This window comes from Rhodobacter xanthinilyticus (assembly GCF_001856665.1).
In the GTDB taxonomy this organism is placed as follows: Bacteria; Pseudomonadota; Alphaproteobacteria; order Rhodobacterales; family Rhodobacteraceae; genus Rhodobacter; species Rhodobacter xanthinilyticus.
The window spans coordinates 2,884,993-2,900,762 of the sequence record NZ_CP017781.1; the positions used below are offsets into that span (position 1 = coordinate 2,884,993).

The window sequence follows — 15,770 nt, forward strand, 5'->3', positions numbered from 1 at the left end:
GATATTTGGTGCAAGATGAAAGGGAAAGTCAGTCGGCGAGGCCGGCTTCGTCGAGCAGCGTGCGGCCTTCGCGGCTCTCCAGTTCGATCACCCAGAGGTCGGGGTCGAAGCCGCGCTGTTTGCGGATCGAGGCGTCGATCTCGGGCTCGGGGCCGTCATGGAGGATGAGCCATTGCCAGCCGCCGGTGATCAGATCGGAGCGGCGCTCGTAGAGCTGGGCGGTGCCGTCGAGGCGGGCGCATTTGACCATCACCGCGCCGCTGTCGGGTTGGCCGCGGGCGGCGATATAGGCGGGGATATTGGCCAGTTCGAGCCGTTTGAGATAGGCGCGCACCCAGAGCTCCGCCCGCAGGCGGGGCCCTGCCATCAATCGCCGTCCTTGAAATCGAGGCCCATTTCGGAGTAGCGCTCGGCCTCTTCGAGCCAGTTCGGGCGGACCTTGACCTGCAAGAAGAGGTGCACCGGCCGGCCGAGGAATTCGGCCAGATCGGCGCGGGCGGCGGTGGAGATCGCCTTGATCGTCTCGCCGCCCTTGCCCAGCACGATGCCCTTGTGGCCATCGCGCGCGACATAGATCAGCTGGTCGATGCGGGTGGAGCCATCGGGGCGATCCTCCCATTTCTCGGTCTCGACGGTGAGCTGATAGGGCAGCTCTTCATGGAGCCGCAGGGTCAGTTTCTCGCGGGTGACCTCGGCCGCGATCTGGCGCATCGGCAGGTCGGCGATCTGGTCCTCGGGGTAATACCAGGGGCCGACCGGCAGCTCGCCCGCGAGCCAGTCGCGCAGGTCATCGACCCCGTAGCCGCGCTCGGCCGAGATCATGAAGGTCTTGGCGAAGGGGTATTCGGCATTCGCGGCCTCGGCGAGTTCGAGCAGTTTCTCGGCCTTCACCCGGTCGATCTTGTTGATCGCGAGCGCGACGGGCTGGGTTCCCTCGCGCTCCTTCAGCGCGGCGATGATCGCGCGCGCGCCCTCGGTCAGGCCGCGATGCGCCTCGATCAGCAGCACGACGATATCGGCATCCGAGGCGCCGCCCCAGGCCGCCGAGACCATCGCCCGGTCGAGCCGGCGGCGCGGGCGGAAGATGCCGGGCGTGTCGACGAAGACGATCTGCGCCGCGCCCGCCATGCACACGCCGCGGATCCGGGCGCGGGTGGTCTGGACCTTGTGGGTGACGATCGAGACCTTGGCGCCGACCATGCGGTTGAGAAGGGTCGATTTGCCGGCATTGGGCTCGCCGATGAGCGCGACAAAGCCTGCGCGGGTGGTCTCGGTCATGCTTGGCCCTCCAGCCGGGCGAGAAGGGCGCGGGCGGCGGCCTGTTCGGCCTGCCGTTTCGCGCCGGCGGTGGCACGCTCGCTCTCGCCATTGGCGAGCTGTGCCTCGATGGTGAAGACGGGGGCGTGGTCGGGCCCCTCGCGCGAGATGGTGACGTATTTGGGCGGTTGCAAGCCCCGCGCCTGGGCCCATTCCTGAAGGCTCGTCTTCGGGTCGCGCGCGTCTTCCTCGACCGCGTCGATCCGCGCGCCCCAAAGCCTGAGCACGAGCGCCTGCGCCGCCTCGAAGCCCGCGTCGAGATAGACCGCGGCGATCACCGCCTCCATCGCATCGCCGAGCAGCGCTTCCTTGCGCCGCCCGCCCGACATCATCTCCGAGCGGCCGAGTTTCAAGACCGCGCCGAGGTCGATCTGGCGCGCGACATCGGCGCAGGTTTCCTTGCGCACGAGCGCGTTGAAGCGCGGCGCGAGCTGGCCCTCGGAGGCGGCGCGGTCGGCGCGAAAGAGCGCCTCGGCCATGGTCAGGCCGAGCACCCGGTCGCCGAGGAATTCGAGCCGCTGGTTATCGGGGCGGGTGGCCGAGCCGATCGAGCTGTGGGTCAGCGCGCGCATCAGAAGCTCGGGCCGGGCAAAGCGATGCCCCAGCCGGCCCATGAACGCCTCGAGATCCGCGCCGATCTTCACCGCCCCGCCCTCGCTCACTCGATCGCCTTGAAGAAGCGGTCCATCCGCCAGGTCCAGAAGAAGAACAGCGACCGCCCCGCCGAGGAGAACATCACCCGGTCGGCGCGGCCGATCAGGTTTTCAAAGGGCACGAAGCCGAGCCCGCCCGCGGCGGCCGGGAAGCGGCTGTCCTCGGAATTGTCGCGATTGTCGCCCATGAAGAAATACTGCCCCTCGGGCACCACGAAGACCGGGGTGTTGTCGGCGACCCAGCTGTCGGAGATGTTCAGGATCTCGTGGCTGACGCCATTGGGGAGGGTCTCGAGGTAGCGGTCCTTGATGCAGGTGCCGCCCTGGCCGACCGGGTCATTCTTGCAGCGCGGCAGCAGCCCCTGCGGGCCCTGCGGCGCCTTCACCTCGGTGAACTCGCCCGCGCTCTCCATCTTGACCGGCGCGCCGTTGATGTTGAGCACACCGTTGATCACCTGGATCCGGTCGCCCGGCAGGCCGACGAGGCGCTTGATGAAATCGACGCCCTTGGTCGGGTGGCGGAACACCACGACATCGCCGCGCTCGGGCTCGGAGCCGAAGAGCCGCCCCGAGATCGGGCAGGCCGAGAACGGGCAGCTATGGGCCGAATAGCCATAGGCCATCTTGTTGACGAAGAGGAAATCGCCGATCAGCAGCGTGTCCTTCATCGACCCCGAGGGGATCCAGAACGGCTGGAAGAACAGCGTGCGGAACACGCCCGCGATCAGCAGCGCCCAGAAGATCGTCTTGATGGTCTCGACGATGCCGCCATCCGTTTTGCTCGCCATTCTGCCGGTCCTCAGGTTTTTCAGGTTCCGCCTTCCTTGGCCCGCCCGGGGCCCTGTGTCAAGGAAGCGGGCGCGCCTCAATCACCACGAAAGCCTGCGCCCAGGGGTGATCATCGGTCAAGCTGACGTGAACGACCGCCTCATGGCCCGCCGGGGTCATCGCCGCGAGGCGCTCGGCTGCCCAGCCGGTCAGCGCCATCACCGGCTGGCCGGTGGGCAGGTTCGTCACCCCCATGTCCTTCCAGGAGATCCCCATCGCAAGCCCGGTGCCGAGCGCCTTCGAGCAGGCCTCCTTCGCCGCCCAGCGCTTGGCATAGGTGCCCGCCTGATCGGCGCGCGAGGCGGCCTTGGCGATCTCGGCCTCGGTGAAGACCCGGTTGCGGAACCGGTCGCCAAACCGCGCCAACGTGCCCGCGATACGCTCGATATTGGCCAGATCGGAGCCCACGCCGAGGATCATGGCGCGCCCTCCTTCACTCGCCCCGCGCGGCGTTCATCAGGGCGCGCATCTGCCCGATCGCCCCCTCCAGCCCGAGAAACACCGATTCGCCGATCAGGAAATGACCGATGTTGAGCTCGCGAACCTCGGGGATCGCGGCGATCGGCCCGACCGTCTCGAAGGTCAGCCCGTGGCCGGCATGGACCTCGAGCCCGAGCGAATGCGCATAGGCCGCCCCCGCCGCCAGCGCCTCGAGCTCGATATCGCGCTCGGCAAAGCGGCCCGCGTAATGCAGGTCGCAATAATGGCCGGTGTGCAACTCGACCACCGCCGCACCGATCGCCGCCGAAGCCTCGATCTGCGCCGGATCATGGCCGATGAACATCGACACCCGCGTGCCCTGCGCGCTGAGCGGCGCGATATAGTCGGCCAGCCGCGCGCGATCGGCCGCGACATCGAGCCCGCCCTCGGTGGTCACCTCCTCGCGCTTTTCCGGCACGATGCAGCAGGCATGCGGGCGGATCCGGAGCGCGATCGCCTGCATCTCGGCCGTCGGCGCCATCTCGAAATTGAGCGGCACGACGAGCTCGGCCGCAAGCCGCGCGATATCCTCGTCGCGGATATGGCGGCGGTCTTCGCGCAGATGCGCGGTGATCCCGTCACAGCCCGCGGCTTCGGCGAGCTTGGCCGCGCGCAGGGGCTCTGGGTAAGGCGCGCCGCGCGCGTTGCGCAGGGTGGCGACGTGGTCGATATTGACACCAAGGCGCAGCGAATGGGGCATGATTTTCTCCGGCAAATTCGGGCGGCACATTTTGGGGCGATTATGCGCGAGCGCCCTGGCGGAGGGAAGGGTGGCGCGCGCCGGATTTGCGTATTTGGACCAAGAAGAAACAGCGGGAAATGCGCTGAGACAGCTGTTTCTTCTTGGCAAAAATACGCAAAACCTGCCGCAGCCAGAGGCGCGCGGTCAGGGCTTGGGCGCCTCGGGGGCCTTGGCGGCCTCGACGCGGGCGGTTTTTTCCTCGCGCTTTTCCTCGCGCTTGGTGGCGATCTTGGCGCGGATCTTCTCGAGCCGTTCCTTCAGCCGGGTGCGGCGGCGCTTCTGATAGGCCTCGATGATCGGCAGCGAGATGTAATAGCAGATGACCCCCGCGATGATCCCCGGGATGAAGCCGCCGACCAGATAGGGCAGCCAGACATCCTTGAAGAACATCGCAAGCCCGCTCCATTCAGTATGGGCGGGGGTGAAGATCGCCACGATATTGTGTTTGAGATCATGGCCCGCGGCGAGGAAGGTCGCGCCGAGGCTGTCGCCGTGATGCAGGCCGGGGGTGCGGCCGAGCATCCAGTGGCCGAGCTTGACCGAGCTCACCGCGATGATCGGGAAGGTCACCGGGTTGCCGAAGAAGGTGGCCAGCAACGAGGCGAGCACATTGCCGCGCACCAAAAGCGCAACCGCCGCCGCCGAGAGGAAATGGAACCCGAAGAACGGCGTGAAGGAGATGAACACCCCGGCGAAAACGCCCCGCGCGATGCGGTGGGGGCGGTCGGGCAGGCGGTTCACGCGGTGCTTGACGTAATGGAACGCCCGCGTCCAGCCGGTTCGCGGCCATATCGCCTCGCGCAGCGCCGTCAGCAGGGGGCGTTTATCGCGCCGTTTGAAAACCACCGTTCATCCTTTCGCCCCGCCGCCGGGGCGCCCGTTCAGGGCTTGCGCGCGAGATCCCGCCAGCGCTCGACCTGCGCCACATCCGTCTCGGCCTCCAGCGCCGTGAGCAGCGTGTGCAGATGTTCCGCGTCCCGCAACTCGACCTCTACCACGAGGGAGTAAAAGTCCGGTTTCCGGTCGACGAAATGCAGATCCGAGATATTGGCCTTCTGGCCGCCGATCAAGCTGCAGATATGGCCGAGCACGCCGGCATCGTTCGAAATCGTGATCTTGAGCGCGGCGGTATAGACCGGCGGGTGCTGGCCGGGTTGCCAATGCACGTCGATCCAGCGGTCGGGCTGTTCCTCGAATTCCTCGAGCGCGGGGCAGTCGATCGCATGGATCACCACGCCCTGGCCGCGATAGGTGATGCCGACGATCCGCTCGCCGGGCAGCGGCTGGCAGCATTTCGCGCGTCGGAAGCTCTGATCGGCGCCGAGGCCCAGCACCGCGCGGGTGGGCTCGACGGTATCGACCGGCCCGCGCGCGGCGAGCTCGGGGTAGAGCGCCTCGATCACCTCGCGCGCCTTGAGTTCGGCCGAGCCGAGCCGGGCCAGAACCTCGATCTCATCGGGCAGGCCGAGGGTTTTCGCCGCGGTGCGCAGCGCCTTGTCGGTGACCTTGCGCCCGACATGTTCAAACGCCACCCGCGCGAGCTCGGAGCCGAGCTTGACGAAGCGGGTGCGGTCCTCCTCGCGCAGCGATTTGCGGATCGAGGCCTTGGCGCGCCCGGTCGCCACGATATCGAGCCAAGTCGGCTGCGGGCGCTGGCCGGCGGCGGTGATCACCTCGACCGACTGGCCGTTCTTCAGCCGTGTCCAGAGCGGCACGCGGATCCCGTCGACCTTGGCGCCGACGCAGGAATTGCCGATACGGGTGTGGATCGCATAGGCGAAATCGATCGGCGTCGCGCCTTTGGGCAGCTTGATGACATCGCCCTTCGGGGTGAAGCAGAACACCTGGTCGGAATACATCTCGAGCTTGACGTTCTCGAGGAATTCATCGTGATCGCCCTCGGCGAAGCGCTCGGTCAGCGAGGAGAGCCATTTCGCCGGGTCGACCGCGAAGGGGTTTTCGGTCTGCGCGCCATCGCGATAGGACCAATGCGCCGCGACCCCGGCCTCGGCCACCTCATGCATCTGCCGGGTGCGGATCTGCACCTCGACGCGCTTGCCGTCGCGCCCCGAAACGGTGGTGTGGATCGAGCGGTAGCCGTTCGTCTTCGGCTGGCTGATGTAATCCTTGAACCGCCCGGGCACCGCGCGCCAGCGGTGGTGGATCAGCCCCAGCACCCGATAACAATCCATCTCGCTCTGGGTGATCACCCGGAAGCCGTAGATATCGGAGAGCCGCGAAAACGCGAGCTGTTTCTCCTCCATCTTGCGCCAGATCGAATAGGGGCGCTTGGCGCGGCCGAAGACATCGGCGTCGATCTGCGCCTCTTCGAGCAGCAGCCGGATATCGGCGGTGATCTTCGGGATCACATCGCCCGATTCCTTTTGCAGGCTGACGAAGCGGCGGATGATCGAGGTGCGCGCCTCGTTGTTGAGCACCTTGAAGGCGAGGTCTTCGAGCTCCTCGCGCATCCATTGCATGCCCATCCGCCCGGCGAGCGGCGCGAAGATCTCCATCGTCTCGCGCGCCTTCTGGGCCTGTTTCTCGGGCCGCATCGAGCGGATCGTGCGCATGTTGTGCAGCCGGTCGGCGAGCTTGACGAGCAGCACCCGCAGATCCTTCGACATCGCCATGAACAGCTTGCGGAAATTCTCCGCCTGTTTCGAGGCCGCCGAGGAGAGCTGGAGATTGGTGAGCTTGGTCACCCCGTCGATCAGATCGGCGATCTCGGCGCCGAACATCCCCGCGACCTCGGTATAGGTCGAGCGGGTGTCCTCGATCGTGTCATGCAAGAGCGCGGTGACGATCGTGGCATCGTCGAGCCGCTGCTCGGTCAGGATCGCGGCGACCGCGACGGGATGGGAGAAATAGGGCTCGCCCGAGTGCCGGAACTGCCCGTCATGCATCTTCATCCCGTAGGCATAGGCCCGGCGGATCAGATCAGCATCGGTATGCGGATTGTAATTGCGGACGAGCGCGATCAGGTCTTCGACGTCGATCATCTCGCGCTCTGTCCCCCTGTCTTGACGTCAGTCGCGGCCCTGCGCGTCCATCAGCGCGCGCAGCATGCGCTCCTCGCTCATGTCGTCTTCCTTCGGCGCATCGACCTCGCCGCCCATCAGGAGCGACATCGCATCGTCCTCGGGCTCGTCAACCTCGATCTGGGTCTGGTTGCTCTCGATCAGCCGCTCGCGCAGATCGTCCGCCGACTGCGTTTCCTCGGCGATCTCGCGCAGCGCGCAGACCGGGTTCTTGTCATTGTCGCGCTCGATGGTCAGCGCCGCACCGGCGGCGATTTCGCGCGCACGATGGGCAGCCAGCATCACCAGCTCGAAACGGTTCGGGACCTTGTCAACGCAATCTTCAACCGTCACGCGGGCCATCGGCATCTCCTGTCAGGATTTGGGAGGTGTGAGCGGCCTATTTAGGCGCTCGTCAAGCGCTTGACAAGCGGTCAATCCGCCGCAAAGGGCGCCTCGAAAGGGTGCAAAGCCGCTTTTTCGGCCTCGGGGAGGCGTTTTGCCATTGCCGCGACGGTTTCTCCGGTGACCGGGTGGCGCCAGCCCGGCGCGATCTCGGCGAGGGGAATCAGCACGAAGGCGCGCTCGGCCAGCCGCGGATGCGGCAACACAAGCCGCCCCGGCGCCTCGCGCATCTGCGCCTCGAGCGGCAGCGCGCGCCAGGCGTCGAAGGTCTCGCGATCGGGCAGAACCGCCGCCCCCGCCGCGATCAGGTCGAGATCGATCTTGCGCGCCTCCCAGCGCCGCGCGCGCACCCGCCCAAGGCTCTCCTCGACCCGGTGCAGCGCCTCGAGCGCCGCCTCGGGCGCCATCTCGCCCGCCACCACCGCCGCCGCGTTCACATAATCGGGCCCCGACCCCGCCGGGAAAGCCGGCGAGCGATAGAACCGGCTGACCGCGCGCAAAGAAAGCCCCTGCCCGCCCAGCCGCGCCAGCGCCGCGACCAGCGTCTGCGCCGGCGAGCCGACCTCCGAGGGAAGGTTCGCACCGAGCGCAATCAAGAAACCGCTATTGAACATAAAGACAGATACCCTTGCCCGGAGGCCCTTGCTATGTCGGTCGACGGAAACGCATCCCGTCGGCGTAATTGGTGATTCAAGTGCCCGCGTCAACCACCCCGGACGCATTCGATGGGCCTGTTGAAAGGACTGATTGATGTTTTACAAGGACGAACGGCTTGCGCTGTTCATCGACGGGTCGAACCTTTACGCAGCCGCGAAAGCGCTCGGGTTTGACATCGATTATAAACTCCTGCGCCAGGAATTCGAACGCCGCGGCAAGCTGGTGCGGGCGTTCTACTATACTGCGCTTCTGGAAAACGAGGAATATTCGCCGATCCGCCCGCTGGTCGACTGGCTCCATTACAACGGCTACGCCATGGTGACCAAACCCGCCAAGGAATACACCGACTCGATGGGCCGGCGGAAGGTCAAGGGCAACATGGATATCGAGCTGGCCGTGAACGCGATGGAACTCGCGCCGCGGCTCGACCATGCGGTGCTGTTCTCCGGCGACGGCGATTTCCGCCCGCTGGTCGAGGCGCTGCAACGGATGGGCGTGCGCGTCTCGGTGGTCTCGACGATCCGCTCGCAGCCGCCGATGATCGCCGATGAACTGCGCCGCCAGGCCGACAATTTCATCGAACTCGACGCGCTGCGCGACGTGATCGGCCGCCCCCCGCGCGAGCCGCGCGAGGGCGACAGCACCGAGGCCTGAGTCGGACCCCAACCAGATCAAGGGGCGTGCGGACACCCGCGCGCCCCTTTGTCTTGCGCGCCCCCAGCCCCGCCGGAGCTTGCGTATTTATCACCAAGAAGAAACAGCCCTCGCTTCTTCTTGGCCCAAATACGCAAATGCGCCCGCGCAACCCGCACTGGACGCGGGCAGGCGCGCGCATTAGGTCTGGTCCGGGCCGAACAGGAGACCGCCATGACCGCTTTGACCCTCTACCTCGCCGCGCCGCGCGGCTTTTGCGCGGGCGTCGACCGCGCGATCAAGATCGTCGAGATGGCGATCGAGAAATGGGGGGCGCCGGTCTATGTCCGCCATGAGATCGTGCACAACAAATTCGTGGTCGACAGCCTGCGCGAGAAAGGCGCGGTCTTCGTCGAGGAGCTCGACGAATGCCCCGATGACCGGCCGGTGATCTTCTCGGCCCATGGCGTGCCGAAATCGGTGCCCGCCGAGGCCAGCCGCCGCGAGATGGTTTTTGTCGATGCGACCTGCCCGCTCGTCTCCAAGGTCCATATCGAGGCCGAGCGCCACCATGCCGAGGGCTTGCAGATGGTGATGATCGGCCACGCCGGCCACCCCGAGGTGCTCGGCACGATGGGCCAGCTGCCCGAGGGCGAGGTCTTGCTCGTCGAAACCGTCGAGGATGTCGCCCATCTGGCGCCGCGCGACCCCGCGCGCCTCGCCTTCATCACGCAAACCACGCTCTCGGTCGATGATACCGCGGGGATCGTGGCGGCGCTGAAGGCGCGGTTTCCGGGCATCGTCGGCCCCGCCAAGGAAGACATCTGCTATGCCACCACCAACCGCCAGGCCGCGGTCAAGGCGATCGCGCCGAAGATCGACGCGCTGTTGGTGATCGGCGCGCCGAACAGCTCGAACTCGCGCCGCCTCGTCGAGGTCGGGCGCGCGGCGGGCTGCGCCTATGCCCAGCTCGTGCAGCGCGCCGAGGATATCGACTGGCGCGCCCTCGAGGGGATCACCACGGTCGGCGTCACCGCCGGCGCCTCGGCGCCCGAGGTGCTGATCGAGGAGGTGATCGACGCCTTCCGCTCGCGTTTCGAGCTGACCGTCGAACTCGTCGAAACCGCGCGCGAAGACATCGAATTCAAGGTGCCGCGGGTGCTGAGGGCCGCGCAATGAGCCTCGATTACCTGCTCACCGTGCTGATCGTCTGCCTCGCGCCGGGGATCGGCGTGGTCTACACGCTCTCGGTCACCCTCGGCCAGGGCCTGCGCGCGGGCGTTCTGGCGGCCTTCGGCTGCACGCTGGCGACGCTCGTCCATCTCGGCGTGGCGATGGCCGGGCTCGCGGCGCTGCTGCACAGCTCGGCGGTGCTCTTTCAGGCGGTGAAATTCGCGGGCGTGGCCTATCTGGCCTGGATGGCCTGGGGCACGCTGCGCGGCTCGGGCGGGCTCACGCTGACCGCCGCCGCCCCGCAACCCGCCGCCCGGATCATCCGCCGGGGCGTGACGCTGAACCTGCTCAACCCGAAAATCCCGATGTTTTTCATGGCCTTCCTGCCGCAGTTCATGGCGCCGACCGATGGGCTCGCGGGCATGGCCTGGCTCGGCGCGGGCTTTGCCGCGATGACCTTCGTGACCTTCCTCCTCTATGCCGGGCTCGCAGCCTCGGGGCGCGAGGCGGTGCTCTCGCGGCCCGTCGTGATGGCCTGGATGCGGCGCGCCTTTGCCGCGAGTTTCGCCGCCCTCGGGCTGCGTCTGGCGATGGAGCGCGCCTGATGGAGCTGCATGCCTGGACGGATGGCGCCTGCTCGGGCAACCCGGGCCCGGGCGGCTGGGGGGTGTTGATGCGCGCGATGGAGGGCGGCGCGGTCGTCAAGGAGCGAGAGCTGAGCGGCGGCGAGGCCGCGACCACCAACAACCGCATGGAGCTCTTGGCGGCGATCGCAGCGCTCGAGGCGCTCAGCCGGCCCGCCGAGATCACCATCACCACCGACAGCGCCTATGTGAAGAACGGCGTCACCGGCTGGATCCATGGCTGGAAGCGCAACGGCTGGAAAACCGCGGACCGCAAGCCGGTGAAGAACACCGACCTCTGGCAGCGCCTCGACGAAGTGCAGGCGCGTCACAAGGTCACCTGGAAATGGATCAAGGGCCACGCCGGCCACGCCGAGAACGAGCGCGCCGACGAGCTCGCCCGCGCCGGCATGGCGCCCTTCAAGGGCTGAGCCTCACTGAAAGAGATGCAGCACGAGCGGCGCCAGAAACGCCGTGAGAACGGCGTTCAGCCCCATCCCGATCGAGGCGAAAACCCCCGCCGTATCATGCACTTGAAAGGCGCGTGCGGTGCCGATCCCATGGGCCGCGACGCCGGTCGCGAAGCCGCGCGCGCGCCAGTCGGTCAGCCCCAGCGCGTTGAGCATCGGGGTGACGAAGATCGCGCCGATCATGCCGGTGAGCAGCACCAGCACCGCGGTCAGCGTCGGCTGGCCGCCGAGCTGCTCGGAGATCCCGATCGCGACCGGCGCGGTGGCCGATTTCGGCGCGAGCGTGGCGAGAAGCTGCGGCCCCGCGCCGAGCGCCTTCGCGATCGCCAGAGCCGAGGCCACCGCCGTGAACGACCCCGCCAGAAGCGCCGCCGCGATCGGCACGATCGCGCGCCGGATCGCATGGAGGTTGGCCTGCAACGGCACCGCAAGGCACACGGTCGCCGGCCCGAGCATGAAATGGACGAATTGCGCGCCCTCGAAATAGCTCGCATAGGGCGTGGCCGTCGCCTCGAGCAAGATCGCGAGCAAGATCACCGCGATCATCACCGGGTTGGCGAAGGGCGCCCGCCCCGTGGCGCGAAAGAGCGCATCCCCCGCCCAATAGGCAAAGAGCGTGGCGCAAAGCCACAGCAGCGGTTTCGAGGCGAGATAGGACCAGATCAGCGCGGCATCAGACATCGTCGCGGCTCCCCACGGCGCGGGCGACGAGGGTGAAGGTCACCGCCCCGACGATGATCGCCAGAAGCGTCGAGCCGACGAGCGAGAGCGCGAGCGCGAGCCCATGGCTCGCCAGCGTCGGCAGATGCGCGACCACGCCCACCCCGGCGGGCACGAAAAGGAGCGAGAGATGCTGCAAGAGCCCCTGCGCGGTGGGCTTGATGAGCGCACCGAGCCGCGGCGAGAGCGCGAGCGCGACGACCATCGCGATCATCCCCAGCACCGGCCCCGGCAGCGGCAGCCCGAGCGCGCGGGAGACCACCTCCCCCACCAGTTGAAACAGCAAAACGATCGCTAGCGCGGCAACCATGCGCCCCCTCCTTCGGCCAGAACCGGCCAAGGCTACGCCCCCGGCCCCGCGCGCGAAACCCCAAAATGCGCCCCCGCGCGGGATATATCTTGTGGATAACCGCGGGCCCCGCGCGAGATCATGGGGCGCGGCGTTGACTCCGGCGCGCGCACAAAACACACTCGCCCCCACCCTCGCGGAATCGAAAGGCCCGCTCTTGCGCTTCACCCGGCTGCGTCTCAACGGCTTCAAGAGCTTCGTCGACCCGACGGATCTGGTGATCCATGACGGGCTGACCGGCGTCGTCGGGCCCAATGGCTGCGGCAAGTCGAACCTGCTCGAGGCGCTGCGCTGGGTGATGGGCGAGACCCGCGCCTCGGCGATGCGCGGCGGCGGCATGGAGGATGTGATCTTCGCCGGCGCCGCGACCCGCACCGCGCGCCATTTCGCCGAGGTTTCGCTCCAGATCGACAACACCGAGCGCCTCGCGCCCTCGGGGTTCAACGATGCCGACACGCTCGAGATCGTGCGCCGCATCACCCGCGACGCGGGCTCGGCCTACAAGGTCAACACCAAGGACGTGCGCGCGCGCGATGTGCAGATGCTGTTCGCCGATGCCTCGACAGGGGCGCAATCGCCCGCACTGGTGCGTCAGGGCCAGATCTCCGAGTTGATCAACGCCAAGCCGAAGGCGCGCCGGCGCATCCTCGAGGAGGCCGCGGGGATCTCGGGCCTCTATCAGCGCCGCCACGAGGCCGAGCTGAAGCTCAACGGCGCCGAGCAGAACCTGTTGCGCGTCGATGATGTGATCGAACAGCTCGGCGCGCAGCTCGCCACGCTCGCCCGTCAGGCCCGCCAGGCGGCGCGCTACCGCGAGATCGGCGAGGAGCTGCGCCGGGCCGAGGGGGCGCTGCTTTACCGGCGCTGGCGCGAGGCCGATCACGCGCGCGCCGAGGCCGAGGCGGTCTGGCGCGAGCGGCTGAGCGGCGCGGCGCAGGCCGAGCTTGCCGCCCGCGCGGCGGCCAAGGCGCGCGGCGCGGCGGAGGCGGCGATGCCGCCCCTGCGCGAGGAAGAGGCGATCGCCGGCGCGATCTTGCAGCGCCTTTCGGTGCAGCGCGACCAGCTCGGCGAGCTCGAAAGCCAGGCGGGCGCGCGGATCGAGACGCTGAAGGGCCGGATCTTGCAGCTCGACCGCGACATGGAGCGCGAGGCGGGGCTCAACCGCGACGCCGGCGAGACGATCGCGCGGCTCGACTGGGAGATGGGCCAGCTTCTGAAGGCCACCGAGGGCCATGAGGACAAGCTCGCCGCCGCCGCCGAGGAGGCCGCCGAGGCCGCGGGCGTGTTGCAAGAGCGCGAGGCGGTGCTGAGCGAGCTGACCGAGGATGTCGCCCGCCTCGCGGCGCGCCACCAATCGGCCGCGCGGCTCCTGGCCGACAGCCGGGTGACGGCGGAGAAATCCGAGACCGAAGCGGCGCGCGCCTCCGAGGCCGCCGAGGCCGCGGCGGAGGCTCTCGAGAGCGCGGGCGAGGCTTTCGAGGCCGCCCAAGCCGCCCAGGAAGAGGCCACCGAGGCCGCCGAGGCCGCCGAAGAGGCGCTCGCCGCCGCCGAAGAGGCCCGCGCCGAGGTGCAAGCGCGCGAAAGCGCGGCCCGCGCCGCGCGTTCGGAGGCCGAGGGCGAGGCCGGCGCGCTGCGCGCCGAGGTCGCGGCGCTCGCCCGGCTCGTCGAGCGCGAGGCCGCGAGCGGGCATCAACTGCTCGACCGGGTGCGGGTTGCGCGCGGCTATGAGGCGGCGCTCGGCGCGGCGCTGGCCGATGATCTGCGCGCGCCCGAGGTCGAGGCCGGGGCGCGCTCGGGCTGGGGGGCGCTGCCCGATTATCCCGAGCCGCAGCCGCTGCCGCCCGGCGTCGAGCCGCTCGGCGCCCATGTCGAGGTGCCCCCGGTTCTCGCGCGGCGGATCGCGCAGATCGGGCTGGTCGCCGATGCCGCCGAGGGCGCGCGGTTGCAAGCGGCGCTCGCGCCCGGGCAGAGGCTCGTGTCGCAGGCGGGCGATCTGTGGCGCTGGGACGGGTTGCGCGCGGGCGCCGAGGATGCGCCGACGGCCGCCGCGCTGCGGCTGCAACAGCTCAACCGGCTGGTGGAGCTCAAGCGCGACCTCGAGGAGGTCGCGGCCCGCGCTGAGGGCGCGCGGCAGGCGCATGAGGCGCTCGGCCGGCGTCTGGCCGAGGCCTCGGCCGCCGATGCCCGCGCCCGCGAGGCCCGCCGCGCCGCCGACCAACGCCTCGCCGAAGCGGGCCGCGCACTGAGCCGCGCCGAGGCCGATCGCTCGATCACCGCAGGCAAGCTCGAGAGCGCGCGCCTTGCCGTGAAGCGCCATGAGGAGGCCGCCTCCGCCGCGCGGATGGCGCTGGCCGAGGCCGAAAGCGCGCAGGCCGCGCTCCCCGATCTCGACGCCGCCCGCGCCGAGGTCGATGCCGTCAAGATGACCGTCGAGGCCGCGCGGATGACGATGCTCACCCGCCGCTCCGGCCATGACGAGATCCGCCGCGAGGGCGAGGCGCGGCTCAAGCGCCGCCAGGAGGTGACGAAGGAGATCTCCGGCTGGCGCCACCGGCTCGAGACCGCCGAGAAGCGCACCGCCGAGCTCGCCCAGCGCCGCGAGGAGGCCGAGGAGGAGCTCGAGGAAGCCGCCGCCGTGCCCGAGGAGCTGGCCGAACGCCGCGCCGAGCTCGACGAGGCGATCGAGACCGCCGAGACCCGCCGAAGCGCCGCCGCCGAACGCCTCGCCGAGGCCGAGGACCGCCTGCGCGAGGCCCAGATCACCGAGCGCGAGGCCGAACGGCTCGCCGGCGAGGCCCGCGAAGCCCGTGCCCGCGCCGAGGCCCGCCTCGAGGCCGCGCGCGAAACCGTCGCCGCCGCCGCCGAGCGCATCGCCGAGGAAAACGGCGAAACGCCTGCGCAGCTTCTCGAGGCGCTCGGCACCGACCCCGACAAGATGCCCGCCTCCGACGCGCTCGAGATCGAGGTCGCGCGGCTCAAGCGCCAGCGCGAGGCCCTCGGCGCGGTCAACCTGCGCGCCGAGGAAGACGCGCGCACGGTGCAGGAGGAATACGACACGCTGGTCCGCGAGAAAGCCGATCTCGAAGAGGCGATCCGCAAGCTGCGCAACGGGATCTCGGGGCTCAACCGCGAGGGCCGCGAGCGGCTTCTGACCGCCTTCGAACAGGTCAACGAGAGCTTCCGCACGCTCTTCACCCACCTCTTCGGCGGCGGCACGGCGAACCTGCAGCTGGTGGAAAGCGACGACCCGCTCGAGGCCGGGCTCGAGATCATGTGCCAACCGCCGGGCAAGAAACTCTCGACGCTGTCGTTGCTTTCCGGGGGCGAGCAGACGCTGACCGCAATGGCGCTGATCTTCGCGGTATTCCTCGCCAACCCCGCGCCGATCTGCGTGCTTGACGAGGTCGACGCGCCGCTCGACGACGCCAATGTCACCCGCTTTTGCGACCTGCTCGACGAGATGACCCGCCGCACCGACACGCGCTTCCTGATCATCACCCACCATGCGGTGACGATGAGCCGGATGGACCGGCTCTTTGGCGTGACCATGCAAGAACAGGGCGTGAGCCAGCTCGTCTCGGTCGATCTCAAACGCGCCGAAGCGCTGGTGGCCTGAGGCGCAGGGGCGCTGCCCCTCGGCCTGCGGCCTCACCCCGGGATATTTCGGCATCATTGACGCCAGACCTTCCCCTTCAATGAT

17 protein-coding genes are annotated in these 15,770 nt (G+C 68.7%); 5 read left to right on the forward strand and 12 right to left on the reverse strand.

The features are described 5' to 3' along the window. Window positions 1-28 precede the first annotated feature (28 nt). From LPB142_RS14100 to folK, 10 genes are all read right to left on the reverse strand, one after another. Window positions 29-367 (reverse strand): DUF1491 family protein, encoded by a 339-nt coding sequence (locus LPB142_RS14100; RefSeq protein WP_071166734.1) that lies wholly within the window; start codon window positions 365-367, stop codon window positions 29-31. Then, window positions 367-1,278, reverse strand: a complete 912-nt coding sequence (gene era / locus LPB142_RS14105) for a GTPase Era (RefSeq protein ID WP_071166735.1) — start codon at window positions 1,276-1,278, stop codon at window positions 367-369. The genes LPB142_RS14100 and era overlap by 1 nt, the downstream gene beginning before the upstream one ends. After that, window positions 1,275-1,961, reverse strand: coding sequence for a ribonuclease III (gene rnc, locus LPB142_RS14110; protein WP_068765531.1), 687 nt, complete (start codon window positions 1,959-1,961; stop codon window positions 1,275-1,277). Before rnc ends, era begins: the two co-directional genes overlap by 4 nt. Window positions 1,962-1,975: 14 nt before the next feature. After that, window positions 1,976-2,758 carry a signal peptidase I gene (gene lepB / locus LPB142_RS14115; protein WP_071166736.1) on the reverse strand — a complete coding sequence of 261 codons (783 nt, stop codon included), beginning with the start codon at window positions 2,756-2,758 and terminating at the stop codon, window positions 1,976-1,978. A 58-nt stretch (window positions 2,759-2,816) separates the two neighbouring features. After that, the gene (acpS, locus tag LPB142_RS14120; RefSeq protein WP_068765318.1) at window positions 2,817-3,218 is read right to left on the reverse strand and encodes a holo-ACP synthase; all 402 of its coding nucleotides are present in this window, start codon (window positions 3,216-3,218) and stop codon (window positions 2,817-2,819) included. A 13-nt stretch (window positions 3,219-3,231) separates the two neighbouring features. Further along, window positions 3,232-3,978: a pyridoxine 5'-phosphate synthase gene (locus tag LPB142_RS14125; protein ID WP_068765319.1), complete on the reverse strand. Its 747-nt coding sequence runs from the start codon at window positions 3,976-3,978 to the stop codon at window positions 3,232-3,234. Window positions 3,979-4,164: 186 nt separating this feature from the next. Beyond that, entirely contained in the window at window positions 4,165-4,866 is a 702-nt protein-coding gene (locus LPB142_RS14130) for a DUF2062 domain-containing protein (RefSeq protein ID WP_068765320.1), read from the reverse strand. Window positions 4,867-4,901: 35 nt separating this feature from the next. Then, window positions 4,902-7,022, reverse strand: a complete 2,121-nt coding sequence (locus LPB142_RS14135) for a RelA/SpoT family protein (RefSeq protein ID WP_068765321.1) — start codon at window positions 7,020-7,022, stop codon at window positions 4,902-4,904. Window positions 7,023-7,049: 27 nt separating this feature from the next. Further along, on the reverse strand, window positions 7,050-7,403 hold the full coding sequence (rpoZ, locus tag LPB142_RS14140) for a DNA-directed RNA polymerase subunit omega (RefSeq protein ID WP_068765532.1): 354 nt from the start codon (window positions 7,401-7,403) through the stop codon (window positions 7,050-7,052). 71 nt (window positions 7,404-7,474) lie between these two features. Next, the gene (gene folK / locus LPB142_RS14145) at window positions 7,475-8,059 is read right to left on the reverse strand and encodes a 2-amino-4-hydroxy-6-hydroxymethyldihydropteridine diphosphokinase (protein ID WP_068765322.1); all 585 of its coding nucleotides are present in this window, start codon (window positions 8,057-8,059) and stop codon (window positions 7,475-7,477) included. A 136-nt stretch (window positions 8,060-8,195) separates the two neighbouring features. Here folK and LPB142_RS14150 point away from each other — a divergent pair, with 136 nt between their 5' ends. The 4 genes from LPB142_RS14150 (at window position 8,196) to rnhA (ending at window position 10,962) form a co-directional block, all read left to right on the forward strand. Beyond that, the gene (locus LPB142_RS14150; protein ID WP_068765323.1) at window positions 8,196-8,756 is read left to right on the forward strand and encodes a LabA-like NYN domain-containing protein; all 561 of its coding nucleotides are present in this window, start codon (window positions 8,196-8,198) and stop codon (window positions 8,754-8,756) included. A gap of 213 nt (window positions 8,757-8,969) precedes the next feature. Next, on the forward strand, window positions 8,970-9,914 hold the full coding sequence (gene ispH, locus LPB142_RS14155) for a 4-hydroxy-3-methylbut-2-enyl diphosphate reductase (RefSeq protein ID WP_068765324.1): 945 nt from the start codon (window positions 8,970-8,972) through the stop codon (window positions 9,912-9,914). Beyond that, a complete protein-coding gene (locus tag LPB142_RS14160) occupies window positions 9,911-10,513 on the forward strand; it encodes a LysE family translocator (RefSeq protein WP_071166737.1) in 603 nt (200 codons plus the stop codon). The genes ispH and LPB142_RS14160 overlap by 4 nt, the downstream gene beginning before the upstream one ends. Next, window positions 10,510-10,962 (forward strand): ribonuclease HI, encoded by a 453-nt coding sequence (gene rnhA, locus LPB142_RS14165; protein WP_071166738.1) that lies wholly within the window; start codon window positions 10,510-10,512, stop codon window positions 10,960-10,962. Before LPB142_RS14160 ends, rnhA begins: the two co-directional genes overlap by 4 nt. 3 nt (window positions 10,963-10,965) lie before the next feature. On the opposite strand, the gene LPB142_RS14170 is transcribed toward rnhA, so the two are convergent. Both LPB142_RS14170 and LPB142_RS14175 read right to left on the reverse strand, forming a co-directional pair. Then, entirely contained in the window at window positions 10,966-11,682 is a 717-nt protein-coding gene (locus tag LPB142_RS14170) for an LrgB family protein (RefSeq protein ID WP_071166739.1), read from the reverse strand. Further along, window positions 11,675-12,031 carry a CidA/LrgA family protein gene (locus tag LPB142_RS14175; RefSeq protein WP_071166740.1) on the reverse strand — a complete coding sequence of 119 codons (357 nt, stop codon included), beginning with the start codon at window positions 12,029-12,031 and terminating at the stop codon, window positions 11,675-11,677. The genes LPB142_RS14170 and LPB142_RS14175 overlap by 8 nt, the downstream gene beginning before the upstream one ends. 196 nt (window positions 12,032-12,227) lie before the next feature. On the opposite strand from LPB142_RS14175, the gene LPB142_RS14180 reads away from it, so the two are divergent. Beyond that, the gene (locus LPB142_RS14180; protein WP_071167267.1) at window positions 12,228-15,686 is read left to right on the forward strand and encodes a chromosome segregation SMC family protein; all 3,459 of its coding nucleotides are present in this window, start codon (window positions 12,228-12,230) and stop codon (window positions 15,684-15,686) included. Window positions 15,687-15,770 lie beyond the last annotated feature (84 nt).

Excerpts from the sequence above, each read along its gene's own strand:
- LPB142_RS14100 (WP_071166734.1), bottom strand. The coding sequence starts at position 367 with ATGGCAGGGCCCCGCCTGCGGGCGGAGCTCTGGGTGCGCGCCTATCTC.
- era (WP_071166735.1), bottom strand. The coding sequence starts at position 1,278 with ATGACCGAGACCACCCGCGCAGGCTTTGTCGCGCTCATCGGCGAGCCC.
- lepB (WP_071166736.1), bottom strand. The coding sequence starts at position 2,758 with ATGGCGAGCAAAACGGATGGCGGCATCGTCGAGACCATCAAGACGATC.
- acpS (WP_068765318.1), bottom strand. The coding sequence starts at position 3,218 with ATGATCCTCGGCGTGGGCTCCGATCTGGCCAATATCGAGCGTATCGCG.
- LPB142_RS14125 (WP_068765319.1), bottom strand. The coding sequence starts at position 3,978 with ATGCCCCATTCGCTGCGCCTTGGTGTCAATATCGACCACGTCGCCACC.
- LPB142_RS14135 (WP_068765321.1), bottom strand. The coding sequence starts at position 7,022 with ATGATCGACGTCGAAGACCTGATCGCGCTCGTCCGCAATTACAATCCG.
- rpoZ (WP_068765532.1), bottom strand. The coding sequence starts at position 7,403 with ATGGCCCGCGTGACGGTTGAAGATTGCGTTGACAAGGTCCCGAACCGT.
- folK (WP_068765322.1), bottom strand. The coding sequence starts at position 8,059 with ATGTTCAATAGCGGTTTCTTGATTGCGCTCGGTGCGAACCTTCCCTCG.
- LPB142_RS14150 (WP_068765323.1), top strand. The coding sequence starts at position 8,196 with ATGTTTTACAAGGACGAACGGCTTGCGCTGTTCATCGACGGGTCGAAC.
- ispH (WP_068765324.1), top strand. The coding sequence starts at position 8,970 with ATGACCGCTTTGACCCTCTACCTCGCCGCGCCGCGCGGCTTTTGCGCG.
- LPB142_RS14160 (WP_071166737.1), top strand. The coding sequence starts at position 9,911 with ATGAGCCTCGATTACCTGCTCACCGTGCTGATCGTCTGCCTCGCGCCG.
- LPB142_RS14170 (WP_071166739.1), bottom strand. The coding sequence starts at position 11,682 with ATGTCTGATGCCGCGCTGATCTGGTCCTATCTCGCCTCGAAACCGCTG.
- LPB142_RS14175 (WP_071166740.1), bottom strand. The coding sequence starts at position 12,031 with ATGGTTGCCGCGCTAGCGATCGTTTTGCTGTTTCAACTGGTGGGGGAG.